This is a genomic window from Ornithinimicrobium sp. INDO-MA30-4 (assembly GCF_021535045.1).
In the GTDB taxonomy this organism is placed as follows: domain Bacteria; phylum Actinomycetota; class Actinomycetes; order Actinomycetales; family Dermatophilaceae; genus Ornithinicoccus.
Genome location: NZ_CP091056.1, coordinates 344,889 through 363,006, shown reverse-complemented (window position 1 = coordinate 363,006; position 18,118 = coordinate 344,889). Strand labels below are relative to the sequence as shown.

The window sequence follows — 18,118 nt, the reverse complement described above, 5'->3', positions numbered from 1 at the left end:
AACACCTACCAGCTTTGCGGCAGCAACAAGAAGATGCCTGCGGTGTCAGCCACCGCGCCACCCACGAAAGCAGGGGCCTCGGTGATGGGCTGTGTCACGTACTCCACCGAACCACTCGCGCCGAGGTAATTGACCAAACCAATAACCGGCTCCCCCGCGGCGTCGGTCTGCAGTGATCCGTCGGCGTTCAACAGCGGTCGCTCGCGTTGCAGCAGTTCAGCGGTCAAGGTCTGTGTCTGACCCGCACGCTCTACCTCAATCGTGGCGGGGTTAGAGGCGTTCTGAATCAAGTACGACGCGGTCGTCCAGTCGGCTGTGGCCTCACCGTTGATCGAGACAATCTGATCTCCGGTTTGCAGCCCGGCCGCTTGGGCGGGGGCCTCTGGCTCCCCAGCACAATCGGTCGCTGCAACATCAACAGGTGCGCACGCGGCCACTGAGGAAACGGTGGTGGTCACGGCTGGCAGACCATAAACAGTCAGGATGCCGGTCAGCAGCACGGCAGCAATGACCAAGTTCATCACCGGCCCTCCGGCCATGATGATGACGCGCTTCCAGACGGGCAGTTTGTAGAAAACTCGGTCCCAGTCGTCAGGACCAACCTCTTCAAGAGACTCGGCGCGGGCCTGCTCAGTCAGTTGGCTAAACCTGCCCGTGGTCGACGGTCGGAGGCGCTCGCCATCTTGGGCCCGTGGCGGAAACATCCCGATCATTCGGATATAGCCACCGAGCGGGATCGCCTTGACGCCATATTCAGTCTCGCCGCGCTTGCGTGACCACAGAGTTGGACCGAAGCCGACCATGTACTGCGTGACTTTCACGCCAAATTTCTTGGCCGGCACGAGGTGGCCTATCTCGTGCAGCGCAATAGACAGAGAGATGCCGATCAGCATGAGCAGCACGCCAAGCATGTACATCATTGCGTTTGCTCCTCTCGCTGGCCGGTCAACTCACTCTTCTCGATGATCTTACGCGCGGCTTTGCGAGCCCACTGGTCGGCCGCCAACACGCGGTCGAGTGTGACCTCGGCGGCTTCCTTGGTGGCAATGTCGGCCTGCTCATGCTGGCCTAGCACTTGGCCCACGGTCTCGACGATCTCAACGAAACTCAGCACGCCCGCATGGAAGGCCTCGACACACTCTTCATTGGCGGCGTTGTAAACCGCGGGATAGGTGCCTCCAGCCAAGCCGGCCTGACGGGCGAGTTGTACTGCGGGGAATGCCTCATCGTCCAGCGGCGCAAAGTTCCACGTTGATGCCTGCGTCCAGTCGCAGGGCTCATCGACATCGGTGAGGCGCTCTGGCCACGACAGGCCCAGCGCGATCGGCACCAGCATCCGTGGCGGGCCCATCTGGGCGATGGTTGAGCCGTCGTGGAACTCCACCATCGAGTGGATTTGTTGCTGTGGGTGCACGACAACGTCAATCCGGTCATAGGGGATGTCAAACAGCAGGTGCGCCTCGATCACTTCGAGGCCCTTGTTAACCAGCGTCGCTGAGTTGGTCGTGATGACCTTGCCCATGGAAAAATTAGGGTGCTTCAAGGCTTGCGCGGGCGTGACGCTTTGCAATTCTTCTTTGCTCCAGCCGCGGAAGGGTCCGCCACTGGCTGTCACGACAAGCCGCCGCACTTCCTCTGCCCGTCCACCACGGAGCGATTGCGCGATCGCGCTGTGCTCTGAGTCCACGGGGACAATCTGCCCGGGCTTGGCCAGTTCTTTCACGAGTGGCCCACCGATAATCAGCGACTCTTTGTTGGCCAGCGCCAGGGTGCTGCCTGCTCGCAGTGCGGCCAGCGTCGGAGCGAGGCCAATGCTGCCGGTAATCCCGTTGAGGACCACATCAACACCAAGCTCGGCGACCTTCTCGGCTGCCTGAGTGCCAGCGATGATCTTGGGTGAATACCCTGCGAGGTTGACCCGTCGCGCCGCCGTTTCGATGGCTGCTGCCAACTCAGCAGCAACGTCTGCCGCAACTCCAACGACGGGGACCTGGAGGTGAACAGCCTGCTGCGCCAAGACGTCGATCTGTCCACCGCCGGCGGCGAGCGCCTGCACCTCATAGAGGCCTGGGTGGTTGTCGATGACCTCGATGGCCTGGGTGCCAATGGACCCCGTTGATCCCAGGATGACGACAGAGCGCGCACTATTCACGCGCTCATTGTGCCTTGATCACCTGGAAGGCTGCTGACTTCTCGCCGCTGTCGATCATTGGCGCTGCGAAGCAGGTCTGCTACCTGGGTCACGATCACCGTTGACGACGTTGGCTCAAAACTGAAGTGCCCTGCGGAGGCCTCCCCGCTGCGGTAGCAGCCACCACCGCCTAAAGCCAGGATGGCTGGCTCAGGCACAGTCCAAGGCGTCAGCAGACAAACCTCGGCCAGAAGAACAGGGCGATGCAGTGACGCGTCAACGCCGGCGGGAGGCAATGACTGCTGGACTACGACAGGTTCGCACTCCGGGGCTTGGGCCGCTCCTGGCGGCACGAGGAACTCACTGAGCAACTCGTCTAAGTGGCTGAGTGACCCGATGGAGAGCACATGCATACCCTCGGCGGTCACGTCTTCCACCACGACAACTTCGTCCAGGACGAAGAGATAGCGGGTCAACTCCCGACCGAACGGCGAGGTTGGCCCGACTCGGCAGATCGTGCGATGGGCGACCAAGATCACCAGCGCCCCGCGTCGCACGGCAACCACTGGGCTCAGCGATGAGTCAACCACTGCGGTGCCTGACTCAGTGTCGATGACGTGGGGGTCGGTTGCCGCCGAACTGGCCACGGTTGCCTCATCGGCAAACCGCAATAAACCACGGGCTTGCAACTCCGCTCGGCGGCGAGTCGAGCTCTGGCGCTTTCGTCCCTGCTGAGCGAAGCCAAGTATGGGTAGATGACCGGATCTCCCGGCCCGTCCATCAGGACTTGGGTCTCCTCGTCAGTCAGTTGGGCCACCACCTCGCGGACGCTCATGGCATCATCTCCGTCGGAGGCACGGCTTCAGGGGCAACATTGGTGCGCGGGAGCAGCGGCGGCCAGTCAAACTCCATGGGGTTTGGGATGGGGATCGGTGGCATAGGCCCCAGGTAGTCACCCCACTTCTGGATCTCGGGCAAGTCCAGATTCAGGTCATCGACGTCAATGGTGGGTATCCGTGGGATGGGCACGTTGACCGGGACCCGAATCCCCGGCAACCCGACCGAAACTGGCACTTTGACCTCGCCTGGATCTGGTAAAGAGACAACGTTGTCGTGAAGCCACTGCCCGGTCGCCTCCTGAACATCGTCCGGATCGGGCAGCTCCTGCGCCAGTTGCGCGGCACTCTGCTTGCCCAAGCAAAACCCAAGGAGCCGTAACGCATGATGACCGCTCGGTTGTCATAGACCGCGTTCCCACCCATCCACGCGGTGTAAGCCCCGACAACGACAGCACCTGTCCCAACTGTGACCGGCGTGGGGATGGAAATCGCCACGCTGCCTACCAGCGCGCCACCGGCTAAGACTTGGGTGGTCGTTCCTCGCCATCCTTCGTAGTCATTGCCATCGATCAGGTCTGGAATGGCGGTGGAGGCCGTGCTGACAACGGACGCGACGGGGACAAATCGAAGGGGGACGCGGGCGACCGGCCCAACCCGCCGGGCAAGGTCACTGAAGAGGCGAATATCGCTCAGGATGCGCGACCGCGCTGCAACATCGACGGCCCTGGACAGTTGCACGGCCAAGGAGAGAATCCCGGTGCCCAGCGCGGCCTGAGTGAGCCCGGTGAATCCGCGCGTGGTGCCCTTATAGATGCCATACCCGTTGATTCCGTCCCGCACGAGTTGGGCTGGCCAGGAGTCCCTGATCTGCTGCCCCAGCGCCACGGCATGTTCGTCTAACTCATCGTCCAGGCCCGAGAGCGTTTGCCGGCCGGATCTGATCGACACCGTCAACTCTTCCCAACGCTGCTCAAGAGCAACGCGGGTGCCGGGGTCTGCGCTAGCCAGCAGGGCCCAGATCCGGTCTGCTTCGGCGGACCACCCTGGATGTGGGCATCCCAGCGGCTCCATTGCTCCTGCAGCGCCTGGACCGTGGCGGAGTAGCGCGCTATCTGCTCCGCCAGTTGGTCAAGGGCCGGAGCGCAGTGGGTTAGCTCAGCACACCATTGGTCTTCGCATGCTTGCTGCTCCCAGGCGGCCAGTCCACGCCAAAGCCCCGTCGCACTGCCACCCTGCCCCAGTGTTCGCAGCCCTTGGGAGTGCGCGCCGAGATCCCTTGCCAGTGCTGAGAGTGCGGACGGCGAGGCGTTCATCACGCTCATTGGCCAGCCCCGGTGGTTGGCAAGAAGCGCGACTGGCTGGCCCACTCGACATCACGATAAGCCTGGGCACTTGCCTGAGTTGCCAGCCCCAGTGATTCACCAGCAGCCCCGACGCGGTCAAGGCCCACGCTCCACCTGCTCGCACCGTCCAAGGCGGCGGCGTTGAGGCTGGCCACACCGGCTACCTGCCCCAACTGTTCCAGGGCGGCCTGCACTCGGACGCCAATACGCCGACTTGAGTCTGCCGATTGCACCAGTGCCTTGCCACGCGTTTCGACCGCCCCTGGGTCAACGGCGAGGTCCCCTGCGATGTCATCTTGCCCCTCCCGGCTTACCGCACCCAAGCGGGCACGGAAACAATCTAGAGAGACTTCACCGATGGTGGCTTTCGTTGTCCACAGGTTAGGGGGTCAGCGGCCAGGCGCCTTCCTGGTGCGCTGCATACAGGGGCGCGCCGATCGTGGCACTGACTTCGCGTCGAATAGCCTCTGACCAGGACCCGACAGGGGTGGCGCACACCACGGCAGGCACACCAGAGAGCATCGGCACCAAGACACTCATCAAAGCTGCCTGGCTCCAAACTCGGCCGTGGGCCCAGCACCAAGCGCTGTCAGCTGCCGCCTCGTCTTGACTCTCGCCGGTGAAGGCGCCACGCAAAGCTACTGCCAACGTCGCGGACCACCGAGGTATGTCCTTGCTCGCGTCAGGGCATGGCGCACTGTGCCGACCAATGGCCGCCATCCGGCCGGTTGCACGACGCCAGGCTTCATGACGCCGGCCCACGCGAGTTCGTCATCCCCCAAGATCCTGCTGCTGGCTCGCGCTGCACCACCACAGAGCGCAGCGGCTGATGCTCAGCGTCGCTCAAGGCTGACCGCACCTTAGTCAACGGATCGTCGTCTCCCCCGCTGCTAGACGTCAGCACGACATGCGACCTCTGTGCCTGGATGACGTCACGCAATTCCTGCACATCAGCAGTGGCTGGATCGATAAGGGCGACGGCAACGCCAAGGCGCAAAGCTCCTAGATAGGCGATGACACTTTCGGCGCAGATGGGCATCGCGATGAGCAGGCTTTGGCCGCACCGGTGTCCAGCGCCTGCAGCACGCCGCTGAACTGCCCCGTCTCCTGCACCAGGTGCGCAAAGCTCAAGGTCCGGCTAGGGCCCCGGTCTCATCAGCAAACACCAGCGCAACCTCATCGATCCGCCCATCGATGATGTGCCGATCCACGGCGTTGTAGCCCAGGTTGAAGCGCGACTTTTCCAGTCGTTGCCCCAGGCGGCGTCCGCAGATGCACGGGCCGGCTTCTTCACCCAAGACAGGCGCGTGACATCGTGCTCCCAGTCAGGTCGCGCTGCCCACTGCTCATCAACAGGCTGCGGCTGCGGAGTCGTTGCATCAGTCATACCCGCATGGTCTCTCGCCCTGGGCTCGGATACCAACTAACCTCGGCCCATGCCCGATCCTTCTGCCCTCCACCAGGTCCCAACCGGCGAGGTCACCTATCGCCGGATGGCTCGATCCACACCGGCTCGCCAAGCTGGTATAGAAATCGAGTCCCTCGATGCGCTCCGGGAGGTTCTGGCGCGCGACACATCCCTGGCTGGGTTGCGTTGGCAAGGTTTGGCCCTCGGCGATGTTGAAGCCACGCTGATGCAGCGCAAGGACTTCTCCGGCTTGGTCGTGTTAGGCGGCGAAGTGTCGATGACCCTGGAGCATCACCTGCGGGTGGGCGGGGCCATCATTTTCCGGCGGCCCCTGATGCGCCGGTCCGGCCCTACCGAGGGACGCTCTATACCGCTGAAGAACTCTACGAAGGTGTCAGCGAACACGGATATGAACACACCCCCGACGCCATGTCGTATGCATGGGCAGAGGACGCCTGTCTGCGCCACGATGCCTACGTCACGGTGTTGCGGGCAATTCACGACGACGCCATGAGCGATGCGCTCGCGGCGCATACCCGCAATCGCCCGGTTGTCGGCGTGATGGGCGGGCACGCGCTGGCCAGAGGCACGGACGCTTTGCGCAGGCTGCACAGTTGGGTCATGCCCTCGCCAACGCCGGGTGCCTCGTGGCGACAGGCGGCGGTCCGGGTGCCATGGAGGCTGCCAATTTAGGTGCGTGGGCGCCCACCCAGGCGATCCTGACCCAAGCCCTCGAGGCCATCGCCGCCGTGCCCAATTTTGCCGAGGACATTGGCGCCTGGGCCTTAGCTGCGCTCGAGATCACTCGCGCCTATCCCCAAGATCGCGACGACGACAGTGTCCGCAGTCTGGCCATCCCCACCTGGTTCTACGGCCATGAGCCACCAAACGTGTTTGGTGACCACATCGCCAAGTTTTCTCCAACGCCGTGCGCGAAGATTTGCTGCTAGAGCACAGCACGGCTGGCTTGGTGGTATTGCCGGGTGCTGCCGGGACCACTCAGGAAATCTTCCAGATGTCGACCCGGATGTACTACGAAAAGGACGGCCCGCTGCCACCGATGATTTTGGTCGGAAAGGAGCACTGGAACGAGAAACTGCCGGTGTGGCCGTTGCTGCATGCTCTCGGCGCTGGTCGACCCATGGGCCAGGCCCTGCACCTCGTCGACTCGATTGACGAGGTGCCCGACCTGATTGCCGCTACGCCTTAGAACTGTCGCGGCCAACTGGCCGCAGGCGCCGTCGATGTCCGAGCCACGGGTGTCCCGCACGGTGGTGGGAATGCCGTGCGCCCGCAAGCGCTCAACGAACTGCTGCTCAACTCCGGGGCGCGACGCAGTCCACTGGAGCCTGGCGTCGGGTTCAACGGGATCGGGTTGACGTGCCACCAGCCCTTGCCGCGCGCAGCAAGCTTTTCGCCGAGCAGGTCAGCCCGCCAGGCGTGGTCATTGATGTCCTTGATCAGCGCATACTCAATGCTGACTCGGCGACCGGTTGCTTCGTAGTAGCGGTAGGCGGCGTCCAGCGCTTCGTCGACCTTCCACCGGGTGTTGATCGGCACGAGTTCGTTACGCAGTTCGTCATCGGGGCGTGCAGCGACAGCGCCAATGTCACCGGGATACCTTCCCCAGCCAACTTGTCGATTGCTGGCACCAAGCCGACGGTGGACATCGTGATGTGACGAGCGGACATACCCAGACCAGAGGGTGCGGGCTCAACCATGCGGCGGATCGCGCCCATCGCTGCCTTGTAGTTAGCGAGGGCTTCACCCATGCCCATGAAGACCACGTTGGAGACACGCAGGGCCTGCTCGGTGGACCCGTCTCCGCCAACGCCTTGCACGGTGCCTTGACGAACCGCACGGGCACCAGCAACGACCTGCTCGACAATTTCGGCGGTGGACAGGTTGCGCGTGAGGCCAGCCTGGCCAGTGGCGCAGAAGGGCAGTTCATCCCGCAGCCAGCCTGGCTTGAGATACACATAGTGACCCGGCCGGGGTAGCGCATCAGGACCGCTTCGACCATGGCGCCGTCGTGCAGTTTGTGCACCTGCTTGACGGTGTCGCCACCGTCCGCGGTGAGGGTGCGAATGGAGTCAGCAACTCCGGCAGCATGACGCCTGCAATATCGCCACGGGTCGCCGCGGGGAGGTCAGTCATTTCCTCCGGGTCAACGACAAGACGCTCAAAGTAGTGGCGCGAGAGTTGGTCAGCGCGGAACTTCTGCTGCCCCAGTTCAGCAGCCCACTCGCGGCGTTCAGCCACGTCGAGGTCTGCCAAGTGCTTGGGAGCCTTGCCCCGCTTGGGTGCCTTGAAGGTCAGGGCTCCCGGCGGGGGCGCTGCGGTCGGAGTAGGAAGATCAGTGCTCATCCCCTCCAGTGTCTCAGGTTTATAACGCGGTGCTACACCGGGACAAAAATCGTCAACAATGCCCAGGTCACCGGCACGACAACCAGCAGCGAGTCCATCCGGTCCATGATGCCGCCGTGGCCCGGCAGGATGGAGCCCATGTCCTTGATGCCCAGGTCCCGCTTCAAGGTTGACTCCGCGAGATCACCGACAGTGGCGAAACACGCCGCGGCAACTCCGACCATTACGCCGACCAGCCAAGAACCGTCAAGCAACAGGACGACAGCGGCAATCCCGACCGCGACGCTCCACACCACTGATCCGGTGAAGCCTTCCCACGACTTCTTCGGGCTGAGGGATGGGGCCATGGGGTGTTGCCCCACAGGACACCAAACATGTAGCCACCCGTATCGCTAGCAATAGTGACCAAGATGAAGGTGAGCACCCGCGCTGGCCCGTCGTCCTCAGCCACCATCAGGACAGCGATACCGGCCAACAGCGGCACGTAGGCCAAGACAAAAACTCCGCCGGCCACATCGCGCAAGGCGTGTTCGCCTCGTTCGGAGGCCCGCCAGACCAGCACCAAGAGGCAGGCCAGGGCGAATCCCCCAGCCAGCCCCTCCGTACCAGCGATGTATGCGGTTGCGCCCAATACCAAAGTCCCACCCATGACGGGGACGTAGGGGACGTTGACCCGCCCTTCTTTGAGCGCATCAATCAATTCGGTGACGGCCAACGCGGCCGCTGCGGTCAGCACGATGACGAAGGCTGGCTTCCAAAAAATAGCGAAGCCATGATGACGAGGACCAGCCCAACACCCACCCCGATGGCGGCAGGCAGATTCCGACCGGCGCGCGACGGGGTATTTTCTCGCGCGGCCAAGTCTTCGGCCCGTCGCTTATTGCGGTAGGCCCGTCGGGAGGTGGGAGCGTTGGTCATCATCACACCGCGAGGAGCTCTGCCTCCTTGTTCTTCAGCAGCTCATCGACCTGGTCGGCGTGCTTCTTCGTGAGCGCCTCAAGTTCTTTTTCAGCGCGGTTGCCCTCGTCCTCACCGATGTCGCCGTCCTTGACGGACTTATCGATGGCGTCCTTGGTGTGGCGACGCACGTTGCGCACGGCAATCTTGGCGTCTTCACCCTTGGTGCGAGCCAATTTGATGTAGTCCTTGCGGCGCTCTTCGGTCAGCTGCGGCATCACGATGCGGATTTGGTTGCCGTCGTTGCCCGGGTTTACGCCCAGATCCGACTCGCGCAGCGCCTTTTCGATCGCGCTCATGGAGCTCTTGTCGAAGGGCACGATCAGAACCGTGCGGGCGTCCTGCACCTGGAAAGACGCAAGTTGCTGCAGCGGCGTGGGCGCACCGTAGTACTCCACGGTCAGCTTGCTGAACAAACTCGGGTGGGCACGACCAGTGCGAATCGAGGACATGTCCTCGCGGGCGACCTCAACGGCCTTGCCCATCTTTTCTTCGGCCTCAAGCATGACCATTTCAGTTTCTTCTGACATAAATACGCCTTGCTCCTTGTGGTGGTTGTTGACCTCGGCACTCAGCCTGCGGTCACCAATGTCCCAATCTTCTCACCTTGAATAGCGGCCGCAATAGTCCCCGGGTTATCCATCCCGAAAACCAGCATCGGCAGGTCGTTGTCCATGCACAGGCTGAACGCCGCAGCATCCACCACTCGCAGGTTTTGGGCCAGCGCTTCGGAGAAGGTCAACTGATCGAGTTTCACTGCTTCAGAGTCAACGCGTGGGTCAGCGGTGTAGACGCCGTCGACCCCATGCTTGCTCATCAAGACCGCGTCGCACTTGATCTCAAGCGCCCGCTGGGCCGAAACCGTGTCGGTGGAGAAGTACGGCATGCCAGCGCCGGCACCGAAGATGACGACCCGGCCCTTCTCCAGGTGGCGAATCGCGCGACGAGGGATGTAGGGCTCAGCAACCTGCCCCATCGTGATCGCCGTCTGCACGCGCGTGTTAATGCCTTCCTTTTCCAGGAAGTCCTGCAGCGCGAGACAGTTCATCACCGTGCCCAGCATGCCCATGTAGTCAGCGCGCGCACGTTCCATGCCCCGTTGTTGCAACTCAGCACCCCGGAAGAAGTTTCCACCCCGATAACGATGGCCACCTGCACGTCGTCGCTGATCGCTGATGCGATCTGGCGCGCGATACCGCGCACAACATCGGGATCTACCCCGATGTTGCCCCCACCGAACGCCTCCCCCGACAGTTTCAGCAGCACACGCCTGATTGATTCCGGCTTATCTTGCAGCGGAACATCCCCGTCGTGGTCGTTCATCGGCGCATCATTCATTTTTGGCCTCCCGGCAGCGCGACTAACTTCAGCGGTCGCTCGATACTGCCACATTCGGAGCGGCTCACCCATCTGGTGACGTAAGGCAAGGCATGATGGCGTCGTGAGCGATGAGCAAATGCGAGCCGAGTTGGTGGCAGTCATCACCTCCGTGATCGACGGCGTGCCTATGGTGCTCACGGCAGGAGAGGGCACCCGGCTGCCCTCTGGCCCCCTGCAGTCAGACCACCAAACCATGCAGTCAGGTATGCGGGCGTGGGTAGAGCGTCAGACCGGACATGAGCTGGGTTATGTCGAGCAGCTCTACACCTTTGCCGACCCTGGCCGGGAAACCGGGGACATTCGGGTTCTCTCGGTCTCCTATCTGGGCTTGACTCGCGGAAACGCCGGTGAGGCCGGATGGCGGCCTTGGTATGACTATTTCGGCTGGGAAGATCGCCGTGGAGGCGCCCCAACCACGACGCCGTGGCTAGCCGCGTTGCAGCGGTGGTCCCTGGAAGCGGGCCAGCCAGGCGCAGAACGCGCACTACGGGCCGCTGTCACCTTCGGGCTGGACCAACGTCCGTGGCGCTCCGACCTGGTGCTCAACCGATACGAACTCCTGTATGAAGCAGGTTTACTTCCCGAATCACCGGGCTCCACCTCGCTGTCTGCGCCCGCCCCTGGCCGAGCGATGGAGCAAGATCACCGCCGCATCCTCGCCACCGGCCTCGCACGGCTGCGGGCCAAGATTCAGTATCGCCCCGTCGTCTTTGAGTTGATGCCTCCAGAGTTCACCCTGGGGCAGTTGCAATCGGTGGTTGAGTCGTTGGCCGGCACGCCCTGCACAAGCAGAACTTCCGCCGACTGATGCTGCAGCAAGACCTCGTCGAGGAAACTGGAGCGACCGTTTCGGCCACCGGAGGTCGCCCGGCCAAGGCGTACCGCTTCCGGCGCGATGTCTTGGACGTTCGCAGCGTGGCAGGGACAAAACTGCCTATTGCCCGCCCCTGAGCATTCGCGCTCCCACATGTGAAACTCGTCTCTTTCCTGCCCTTGTGACACTTATGCTCAAATGAAGCATTACAGTATTGCTCAGAGTCAGCATAAGGCTGACATTGAGATGAGGTGCATCCCTATGAGCACGACGACCATCGACACCCAATCGTTGTACCGCCGCATCGAGCACGTCGTACCCGAGGTTGAGTGGGCTGGCTTCGAGGCTGACATTGAGGCCATCAATCGGCTCAAGAAGGAACGCAATGCGGTCATCCTGGCGCACAACTATCAAACGCCAGAGATCTTTCACTGCGTAGCCGACATCGTGGGCGACTCACTCGCGCTGGCTCGTGAATCGGTCGATGTCGAGGCAGACGTCATCGTGATGGCCGGTGTGCACTTCATGGCGGAGACCACCAAGATGCTGAACCCAGACCGCACCGTCCTCATCCCGGACCTGCGCGCTGGCTGCTCATTGGCGGAGAGCATCACCGCCACCGACGTGCGCGGCTTGCGCGAGACATACCCAGGGGTGCCGATCGTCACCTACGTCAACACCTCTGCCGCGGTGAAGGCAGAGAGTGATATCTGCTGCACGTCGGGCAATGCGATCAAGGTCGTCGAGTCCCTCGGTGTTGATCGCGTCATCATGCTGCCCGATGAGTACTTAGCCCAAAACATTGCTGCTCAGACCGACGTCGAGGTCATCACCTGGGCCGGTCACTGCGAAGTGCACGAGCGCTTCAGCCCCGGTGACATCGAGCAGATTCGGACCGACCACCCCGGAGCAGTGGTGGTGGCTCACCCCGAGTGCCCACCGGAGGTGATCGCGGTTTCGGACATGTCCGGATCAACCGCCCAGATGCTCAACTTTGTCGAAACCACCAAACCCGCCAAGGTCGCGTTGATCACCGAGTGCTCCATGAGCGACAACATCGCCGCCGGGATGCCCGAAGTCGAGTTTGTCCGCCCCTGCAACCTCTGCCCACACATGAAGCGGATCACCCTGGCAAATATCCGGCGCGCGTTGGAGACCATGAGCCACCCGGTCGAGATCGACCCCGATGTGGCTGATCGGGCTCGATTGGCTGTGCAACGCATGTTGGACGTGAAGTAACCATGGCTGCTGGCCAGACGCAGGGCCCCATCGTCATCGTGGGCGCTGGGCTGGCTGGTCTGACCACCGCCCTCTCGTTGGCGCCGCACCCCTGCCTGGTCCTGACCTCAGGTGAATTCCCTGGGGTATGCGCGAGCGACTGGGCACAGGGCGGCATCGCAGCCGCCGTGGGGCCAGGCGGCAGCATTGCTGAGCACGTGAACGACACCCTGGCCGCTGGTGCTGGGCTGTGCGATGCCCAGGCCGTCCAGCACATTGTGCGTCAGGGCGCACAGGCTGTCGACTTCCTAGAGACCAACGGCGTGCAGTTCGACGTCAATACCTCCGGTCAGTACGACATGGCTTTGGAAGGTGCCCACGGCCGACCACGGGTCTTGCATATTGGCGGCGACACCAGCGGCCACTTCATCATGCAGGCCATCGTGGACTCAGTTCGCCGAACGCCCTCGATCACGGTGGCTGAACATCACACTGCCCTCGAATTGATCTCGCAAGAGGGTCACATCACAGGTGTCACGGTCCAACACGGTGAGACTGTCCGCACCATCGCCGCAAGCGCCGTGGTGCTGGCGACCGGCGGCGCTGGCTCGCTCTGGCAGTTCAGCACCAACCCAGCCGGCGCGATGGGTTCGGGGTTGGCCCTCGGGTTGGAGCAGGGCGCCTTGGCCCGAGACCTGGAGATGGTGCAATTCCACCCCACAGCGCTCTTCGCTGGCCCAGGTCCGATGCCGTTGATCAGTGAAGCGGTGCGCGGGCACGGAGCGGTGTTGGTCAATAACGAGAACCAAGAATTCGTCGATTCCCTGGCCGCCCGCGACGTGGTAGCTCGGGCTATCCACGACCAAACCTTGGCTGGCCACTACGTGTTCCTCGATGCCCGGGCAGTCGGCGCAGACCTCTCAGCGCACTTCCCCGCCATGATGAGGGCCTGCCTGCAGGAAGGCTTGGACCCACGCCTGGACCTCATTCCGGTGCGGCCGGCTGCCCACTATCACTGCGGTGGCCTGCTGGTCGATGCTCACGGACGGACGTCAGTCCCCGGGCTGTGGGCCGTGGGTGAGGTGGCCAGCACCGGGCTGCATGGCGCCAATCGCTTGGCAAGCAACTCCTTGCTCGAGGCTGTCGTGACTGGACGGGAAGCCGCAGTGGACCTTCTCGATGATGCACGTGATCCCGGCAGTGCCCTCGGCACGCCGCGCGCTGTTGCCGCGCCGTCGCACGACCACGCTGCATTTCTCATCCAACGCCAGGTTGAGTCGTGGCGTGCTCTTGCCACCATCGCACCGCTGATGACCAGCGCAGCAGGGCTGGTCCGCGATGCGCAGGGCTTGCAGGGGGCTATCGACCTCATCGAGCACCACTATCGGAGCAACCCGCCATCGGCGGCCGTCGCCACAATGGTGTTGAAGTCTGCGCTTGCTCGCCTGGAAAGCCGAGGAGGACATTTCCGCAGCGACCACCCCGTGCTGCGCCTCGGCGAGGCTCAGCACACCGTGATGGCCGCGCAAACAACCGCCAGGAGCGCCCGATGAGCATTACTCCCCTGCCCACGATCCTGTATGCCGACACCATGCGGTTGGCATTGGCCGAAGACCTGGGCCGGGTCGGAGACATAACAACCACGGCCACCGTCGGCTCTGGCACCCAAGCAGTCTTCAACATTGTTGCTCGCCAAGCCGGAACCATCGCTGGCCAAGAGGTCGCGCGCGAGACTTATCGTCTTGTCGATACCGGCGTCAGGTACACCAGCATGGTGAGCGATGGCGCTCGCGTGATCGCCGGTCAAGAAGTTGCCAGTATTTCCGGCCAAGCCGCGAGCATCCTGACCGCCGAACGGGTCGCGTTGAACTTCCTAGGCCATCTGGTGGCGTCGCCACCGAGACGACGAAACTGGTGGACGCCGTGGCTGGCACAGGCACTGCGATCACCTGCACGCGGAAAACTACGCCGGGTCTGAGGGCGTTGGAGAAGTTGCCGTGCGCTGCGGTGGTGGCAAGAATCATCGCTTTGGCCTTGACGATGCCGTGCTGATCAAGGACAACCACATCGCGGTCGCTGGCAGCATCACTGCCGCCGTTCAAAGTGTTCGAGCGTCGGTGGGCCACCTCGTTGCAATTGAAGTTGAGGTCGACACCCTGGACCAGTTGCGCGAACTGCTCCAGAGCCCGGTTGATGTGGTGATGCTCGACAACATGCCACCGATAATGCTGCGCGAGGCTGTCGCTCTGATCGATGGGCGGATGACCATCGAGGCTTCGGCAATGTCACGCTGAGCACGGTGCGCGATATCGCCAAGACCGGCGTGGACACCATCTCAGCCGGCTGGATCACCCACAGTGCCCCCACGCTCGATCTTGGGTTGGACGCGGTCGGCGACTGACGGCATACACAATGGCTGTGGCCGGACCCCCGATGGGATCCGGCCACAGCCATTGTCTAGCTGATCAGGTGAAGATCAGACGCCAACCTTGAAGCGCACGAAGGAGGAGATTTCGAGGCCGCCTTCCTTGGCCACCTGGGCCACGGACTTCTGTGGCTCCTTGGCGAACGCCTGGTCGAGCAGGACGTTCTCCTTGAAGTAGCCGTTGACGCGGCCTTCGATGATCCGCGAAAGAGCAGCCTCGGGCTTGCCCTCCTCGCGTGCGGTCTCCTCGGCGATGCGACGCTCAGACTCAACGGTCTCAGCGTCGACCTCGTCACGAGTCAACACGGTCGGGCTGAAGGCTGCGACGTGCATCGCGATGTCACGCGAGAGCTGCTCGTCGCCGTCCGTTGCCACCAAGACGCCGATCTGCGCGGGCAGGTCGGGGCTCGTCTTGTGCAGGTAGGACACGACAGCGCCACCGTCAGCGGCCTCGACGCGTGCAACGCGACGGACCTCGATCTTCTCGCCGATGGCCGCGTTGGCCTCGTCGAGGATTTCCTTGACAGTCTTGCCATCACGCTCGGAGTCCAGGAAGGTCTCCGCGTCGACAGCGCCAACCGCAGCGGCCTGTGCCAACATCTCGTCGGCCAGCTCGCCGAACTTCGGGCCCTTGGCGACGAAGTCGGTCTCGCAGTTGACCTCAACCATGGTGCCAACGTTGTTCTCAACCTGGACGCGGACCAGACCGTTGGAGGCTGCACGCCCTCACGCTTGGTCACACCCTTGAGGCCCTTGACGCGCAAGATGTCGCGTGCCTTGGAGCTGTCGCCCTCGGCCTCGTCAAGAGCCTTCTTGACGTCCATCATGCCGGCGCCAGTCTGCTCACGCAGAGCCTTAACATCGGCAATCGTGTAGTTCGCCATATCTGTTCTGTGCTCCTTAAAGAAGAAGGAAGGAAGAATCAGGACTTGGACTCGTCGGCGGCCGGAGCGGCAGCCTCGGTGTCGGCAGCCTCAGCAGCAGGAGCCTCAGCAGCAGGAGCCTCAGCAGCAGGAGCTTCTTCGGTCGCGGCCGGGGCAGCAGCCTCGGTGTCAGCGGCCTTGGTCTCCTCGGAGCCAGCGAGCAACTCGCGCTCCCACTCAGCCATCGGCTCAGCGGCCTCGTCGGTGCTGGAGCCGCCGCCGGAGCGAGCAATCAGACCATCAGCAACAGCGTCGGCGATCACGCGGGTCAACAGAGTGACCGAGCGGATGGCGTCGTCGTTGCCGGGGATCTTGTAGTCGACCTCGTCGGGGTCGCAGTTGGTGTCGAGGATGGCGATCACGGGAACGCCAAGCTTGCGAGCCTCAGTAACTGCGAGGTGCTCCTTCTTGGTGTCAACGACCCAGATGGCCGACGGAACGCGGCCCATGTCGCGGATACCACCAAGGGTGCGGTCGAGCTTGTCCTTCTCGCGACGCATCATCAGAAGCTCCTTCTTGGTGCGGCCCGAACCGGCCACATCGTCGAAGTTCACCTCTTCGAGCTCCTTGAGGCGCGACAAACGCTTGGAGATGGTGCCGAAGTTGGTGAGCATTCCACCCAACCAGCGGTAGTTCACGTAGGGCATGCCCACGCGAGTCGACTGCTCGGCAATGGACTCCTGAGCCTGCTTCTTCGTGCCCACGAAAAGCACCGAGCCACCGTGAGCAACGGTCTGCTTCACGAACTCGTACGCTTCGTTGATGTAGGTCAGCGACTGCTGCAGGTCGATGATGTAGATGCCATTGCGCTCGGTCATGATGAAGCGCTTCATCTTCGGGTTCCAACGACGAGTCTGGTGTCCGAAGTGGACACCGCTGTCGAGGAGTTGACGCATTGTGACGACGGCCATGCCGTGTCTCTCTTTCTTTAGATGTGCAGTTGGCCCTGGTGCCACCACCCACCTCCACCGCAGCTTCTGCTGCGGACCGCGAAGGTTGGCCCACTCATTGCGGGTGGCTCGATGACACGCGAATTCGCCCAGTGAGCACACTGAGCGTGGTCTAAGTCTAAGCCTTGAGCACAAGGACACGAAATCGGTGAGCACGCCTCGATTGGCCTGGTCATGAGTGACTCTCCTACTACGGTGGAGGTATGTCGTCACCACTAGTTAGCCGGATGCAAGGGTTCGCGGATTCGATCTTCTCTGAGATGACTCAACGCGCGCTCCAATACGAAGCGGTCAACCTGGGCCAAGGGTTTCCTGACCAAGACACACCTGCTTCGTTGAAGCAGATTGCCCAGGACCAGATCGCTGGCGGCGCTAACCAATACGCCCCGGGGATCGGCAAGCCAGTGCTGCGACAAGCAATTGCCGAGCATCAACGCCGGTTCTATGGGCTCACTGTTGACCCCGACACCGAAGTGTTGGTGACAGTCGGTGCGACCGAGGCGCTGACCGCATCGGTGCTTGCCCTCGTGGAGCCTGGCGATGAGGTCATCACCTTCGAGCCGTTCTTCGACATTTACGCCTCGGCGATAGCACTTGCCGGTGGCGTTCAGCGCACAGTCCCGATGCTCTTTCCCGATTTCGCCTTGGACTTCGACGGGCTCGAGGCGCAGATCAACAGCCGCACCCGGGCCATCATGCTGAACAACCCGCACAACCCGACCGGGCGAGTGTTTAGCAAAGAAGAGTTGGACCAGTTGGCCGCCATCGCCAGTGCGCACGACCTGATCGTCATCAGCGATGAGGTCTATGAGCACTTAGTTTTGACGGTCACACTCACACGCCGATCGCCGCGCTGCCAGGGATGGCGCAGCGGACCCTGACGATCTCTTCAGGTGGCAAAACCTTTTCAGCCACTGGATGGAAAGTCGGCTGGGTCCATGGAAGTGCTGAGTTGATCTCCGCAGTTAAGGCGGTCAAGCAGGTGATGACCTTCGCGGCTTCCGGTCCGTTCCAGGATGCGATCGCCGAAGGCTTGGGCTTCCCGGATGAGTTCTTCGCGGCTGGCGCCGAAGATTTGCAGTCGCGCCGCGATTTGCTCCTTGCTGGCCTGACTGAGATCGGCATACCTTTGCGCAGCCAGCGGGGACGTACTTCGTCGTGGCCGACGTCTCCGGCGTTGGCGGTGAAGATGCCCTTGCCTTCTGTAGGCGAGCGCCACAAGAGTATGGCGTGGTCGCCGTGCCCGTCTCTGCGTTCTGCGTCACGACTGAACACTCGGCATCGTTGGTGCGACTGGCCTATTGCAAGCTGCCAGAGACCATCAGCGCCGGGTTAAACAAACTCTCCGCCCTCGCCGCTGGCC

General features: G+C 62.6%; 21 protein-coding genes and 6 pseudogenes. 11 read left to right on the top strand and 16 right to left on the bottom strand.

From position 1 onward, the window contains the following. Nucleotides 1-5: 5 nt before the first annotated feature. The 9 genes and pseudogenes from L0A91_RS02100 to L0A91_RS02060 all read right to left on the bottom strand — a co-directional run bounded on the left by L0A91_RS02100 (nt 6) and on the right by L0A91_RS02060 (nt 5,611). A complete protein-coding gene (locus tag L0A91_RS02100; RefSeq protein ID WP_311197950.1) occupies nt 6-920 on the bottom strand; it encodes a site-2 protease family protein in 915 nt (304 codons plus the stop codon). Further along, entirely contained in the window at nt 917-2,152 is a 1,236-nt protein-coding gene (gene dxr, locus L0A91_RS02095; RefSeq protein WP_235245607.1) for a 1-deoxy-D-xylulose-5-phosphate reductoisomerase, read from the bottom strand. The genes L0A91_RS02100 and dxr overlap by 4 nt, the downstream gene beginning before the upstream one ends. Beyond that, nucleotides 2,149-2,820 carry a hypothetical protein gene (locus L0A91_RS02090; RefSeq protein WP_235245605.1) on the bottom strand — a complete coding sequence of 224 codons (672 nt, stop codon included), beginning with the start codon at nt 2,818-2,820 and terminating at the stop codon, nt 2,149-2,151. The genes dxr and L0A91_RS02090 overlap by 4 nt, the downstream gene beginning before the upstream one ends. Before the next feature lie 142 nt (nt 2,821-2,962). After that, a complete protein-coding gene (locus L0A91_RS02085) occupies nt 2,963-3,109 on the bottom strand; it encodes a hypothetical protein (RefSeq protein WP_235245604.1) in 147 nt (48 codons plus the stop codon). Nucleotides 3,110-3,117: 8 nt separating this feature from the next. Beyond that, a complete protein-coding gene (locus L0A91_RS02080) occupies nt 3,118-4,041 on the bottom strand; it encodes a hypothetical protein (RefSeq protein WP_235245603.1) in 924 nt (307 codons plus the stop codon). A 247-nt stretch (nt 4,042-4,288) separates the two neighbouring features. Then, nucleotides 4,289-4,636 carry a hypothetical protein gene (locus tag L0A91_RS02075; RefSeq protein ID WP_235245602.1) on the bottom strand — a complete coding sequence of 116 codons (348 nt, stop codon included), beginning with the start codon at nt 4,634-4,636 and terminating at the stop codon, nt 4,289-4,291. A 58-nt stretch (nt 4,637-4,694) separates the two neighbouring features. Beyond that, nucleotides 4,695-5,033, bottom strand: a complete 339-nt coding sequence (locus tag L0A91_RS02070) for a hypothetical protein (RefSeq protein ID WP_235245601.1) — start codon at nt 5,031-5,033, stop codon at nt 4,695-4,697. A 25-nt stretch (nt 5,034-5,058) separates the two neighbouring features. Further along, nucleotides 5,059-5,376 (bottom strand): annotated as a pseudogene (locus L0A91_RS02065) (hypothetical protein); the annotation flags it as partial. Nucleotides 5,377-5,440: 64 nt separating this feature from the next. Further along, on the bottom strand, nt 5,441-5,611 hold the full coding sequence (locus L0A91_RS02060; RefSeq protein ID WP_235245599.1) for a hypothetical protein: 171 nt from the start codon (nt 5,609-5,611) through the stop codon (nt 5,441-5,443). Nucleotides 5,612-6,150: 539 nt separating this feature from the next. On the opposite strand from L0A91_RS02060, the gene L0A91_RS18090 reads away from it, so the two are divergent. Genes L0A91_RS18090 through L0A91_RS18080 form a run of 3 tightly spaced genes read left to right on the top strand, consistent with a single transcriptional unit; the run spans nt 6,151 to nt 6,931 of the window. Next, complete coding sequence (locus L0A91_RS18090) at nt 6,151-6,414, top strand: hypothetical protein (RefSeq protein WP_311197949.1); 264 nt, start codon at nt 6,151-6,153, stop codon at nt 6,412-6,414. Beyond that, entirely contained in the window at nt 6,396-6,671 is a 276-nt protein-coding gene (locus L0A91_RS18085) for a hypothetical protein (protein ID WP_311197948.1), read from the top strand. The genes L0A91_RS18090 and L0A91_RS18085 overlap by 19 nt, the downstream gene beginning before the upstream one ends. After that, nucleotides 6,650-6,931 (top strand): LOG family protein, encoded by a 282-nt coding sequence (locus L0A91_RS18080; protein ID WP_311197947.1) that lies wholly within the window; start codon nt 6,650-6,652, stop codon nt 6,929-6,931. Before L0A91_RS18085 ends, L0A91_RS18080 begins: the two co-directional genes overlap by 22 nt. Nucleotides 6,932-6,937: 6 nt before the next feature. On the opposite strand, the pseudogene rlmN reads toward L0A91_RS18080, so the two are convergent. The 5 genes and pseudogenes from rlmN to pyrH all read right to left on the bottom strand — a co-directional run. Then, a pseudogene (gene rlmN, locus L0A91_RS02050) lies at nt 6,938-8,088 on the bottom strand (23S rRNA (adenine(2503)-C(2))-methyltransferase RlmN); the annotation flags it as partial. 32 nt (nt 8,089-8,120) lie between these two features. Further along, entirely contained in the window at nt 8,121-8,435 is a 315-nt protein-coding gene (locus L0A91_RS17125) for a phosphatidate cytidylyltransferase (protein ID WP_260115267.1), read from the bottom strand. A gap of 77 nt (nt 8,436-8,512) precedes the next feature. Continuing rightward, nucleotides 8,513-8,824: pseudogene (locus L0A91_RS17120) on the bottom strand (phosphatidate cytidylyltransferase); the annotation flags it as partial. A 184-nt stretch (nt 8,825-9,008) separates the two neighbouring features. Then, nucleotides 9,009-9,575: a ribosome recycling factor gene (frr, locus tag L0A91_RS02040; RefSeq protein WP_235245598.1), complete on the bottom strand. Its 567-nt coding sequence runs from the start codon at nt 9,573-9,575 to the stop codon at nt 9,009-9,011. A 41-nt stretch (nt 9,576-9,616) separates the two neighbouring features. Continuing rightward, nucleotides 9,617-10,368, bottom strand: a pseudogene (pyrH, locus tag L0A91_RS02035) (UMP kinase). A 118-nt stretch (nt 10,369-10,486) separates the two neighbouring features. Between pyrH and L0A91_RS02030 the strand changes: the two are divergent. The 6 genes and pseudogenes from L0A91_RS02030 (at nt 10,487) to nadC (ending at nt 14,858) form a co-directional block, all read left to right on the top strand. Next, complete coding sequence (locus tag L0A91_RS02030) at nt 10,487-11,233, top strand: hypothetical protein (protein WP_235245597.1); 747 nt, start codon at nt 10,487-10,489, stop codon at nt 11,231-11,233. After that, complete coding sequence (locus L0A91_RS02025) at nt 11,233-11,376, top strand: hypothetical protein (protein WP_235245596.1); 144 nt, start codon at nt 11,233-11,235, stop codon at nt 11,374-11,376. Before L0A91_RS02030 ends, L0A91_RS02025 begins: the two co-directional genes overlap by 1 nt. Nucleotides 11,377-11,500: 124 nt before the next feature. After that, nucleotides 11,501-12,478 (top strand): quinolinate synthase NadA, encoded by a 978-nt coding sequence (gene nadA / locus L0A91_RS02020; RefSeq protein ID WP_235245595.1) that lies wholly within the window; start codon nt 11,501-11,503, stop codon nt 12,476-12,478. A gap of 2 nt (nt 12,479-12,480) precedes the next feature. Beyond that, nucleotides 12,481-14,010, top strand: coding sequence for an L-aspartate oxidase (locus L0A91_RS02015; protein ID WP_235245594.1), 1,530 nt, complete (start codon nt 12,481-12,483; stop codon nt 14,008-14,010). Further along, entirely contained in the window at nt 14,007-14,435 is a 429-nt protein-coding gene (locus L0A91_RS02010; protein WP_235245593.1) for a hypothetical protein, read from the top strand. The genes L0A91_RS02015 and L0A91_RS02010 overlap by 4 nt, the downstream gene beginning before the upstream one ends. Then, nucleotides 14,372-14,858: pseudogene (gene nadC / locus L0A91_RS02005) on the top strand (carboxylating nicotinate-nucleotide diphosphorylase). Before L0A91_RS02010 ends, nadC begins: the two are co-directional and overlap by 64 nt. Nucleotides 14,859-14,933: 75 nt before the next feature. On the opposite strand, the pseudogene tsf reads toward nadC, so the two are convergent. Next, a pseudogene (gene tsf, locus L0A91_RS02000) lies at nt 14,934-15,766 on the bottom strand (translation elongation factor Ts). Between the two features lie 38 nt (nt 15,767-15,804). Beyond that, a complete protein-coding gene (gene rpsB, locus L0A91_RS01995) occupies nt 15,805-16,716 on the bottom strand; it encodes a 30S ribosomal protein S2 (RefSeq protein WP_235245592.1) in 912 nt (303 codons plus the stop codon). Between the two features lie 242 nt (nt 16,717-16,958). On the opposite strand from rpsB, the gene L0A91_RS18075 reads away from it, so the two are divergent. After that, entirely contained in the window at nt 16,959-17,636 is a 678-nt protein-coding gene (locus L0A91_RS18075) for an aminotransferase class I/II-fold pyridoxal phosphate-dependent enzyme (RefSeq protein WP_311197946.1), read from the top strand. After that, entirely contained in the window at nt 17,618-18,091 is a 474-nt protein-coding gene (locus L0A91_RS18070) for an aminotransferase class I/II-fold pyridoxal phosphate-dependent enzyme (protein ID WP_311197945.1), read from the top strand. The genes L0A91_RS18075 and L0A91_RS18070 overlap by 19 nt, the downstream gene beginning before the upstream one ends. The last annotated feature ends 27 nt before the right edge of the window (nt 18,092-18,118 follow it).

Bases quoted from the DNA above. Each gene is read 5' to 3' on its own strand.
- L0A91_RS02100 (WP_311197950.1), bottom strand. From the start codon at position 920: ATGATGTACATGCTTGGCGTGCTGCTCATGCTGATCGGCATCTCTCTG.
- L0A91_RS02080 (WP_235245603.1), bottom strand. From the start codon at position 4,041: ATGGAGCCGCTGGGATGCCCACATCCAGGGTGGTCCGCCGAAGCAGAC.
- L0A91_RS02070 (WP_235245601.1), bottom strand. From the start codon at position 5,033: ATGGCGGCCATTGGTCGGCACAGTGCGCCATGCCCTGACGCGAGCAAG.
- L0A91_RS18090 (WP_311197949.1), top strand. From the start codon at position 6,151: ATGTCGTATGCATGGGCAGAGGACGCCTGTCTGCGCCACGATGCCTAC.
- L0A91_RS18085 (WP_311197948.1), top strand. From the start codon at position 6,396: ATGGAGGCTGCCAATTTAGGTGCGTGGGCGCCCACCCAGGCGATCCTG.
- L0A91_RS17125 (WP_260115267.1), bottom strand. From the start codon at position 8,435: ATGGCCCCATCCCTCAGCCCGAAGAAGTCGTGGGAAGGCTTCACCGGA.
- frr (WP_235245598.1), bottom strand. From the start codon at position 9,575: ATGTCAGAAGAAACTGAAATGGTCATGCTTGAGGCCGAAGAAAAGATG.
- L0A91_RS02025 (WP_235245596.1), top strand. From the start codon at position 11,233: ATGCTGCAGCAAGACCTCGTCGAGGAAACTGGAGCGACCGTTTCGGCC.
- nadA (WP_235245595.1), top strand. From the start codon at position 11,501: ATGAGCACGACGACCATCGACACCCAATCGTTGTACCGCCGCATCGAG.
- L0A91_RS02015 (WP_235245594.1), top strand. From the start codon at position 12,481: ATGGCTGCTGGCCAGACGCAGGGCCCCATCGTCATCGTGGGCGCTGGG.
- L0A91_RS02010 (WP_235245593.1), top strand. From the start codon at position 14,007: ATGAGCATTACTCCCCTGCCCACGATCCTGTATGCCGACACCATGCGG.
- rpsB (WP_235245592.1), bottom strand. From the start codon at position 16,716: ATGGCCGTCGTCACAATGCGTCAACTCCTCGACAGCGGTGTCCACTTC.
- L0A91_RS18075 (WP_311197946.1), top strand. From the start codon at position 16,959: ATGTCGTCACCACTAGTTAGCCGGATGCAAGGGTTCGCGGATTCGATC.
- L0A91_RS18070 (WP_311197945.1), top strand. From the start codon at position 17,618: ATGGCGCAGCGGACCCTGACGATCTCTTCAGGTGGCAAAACCTTTTCA.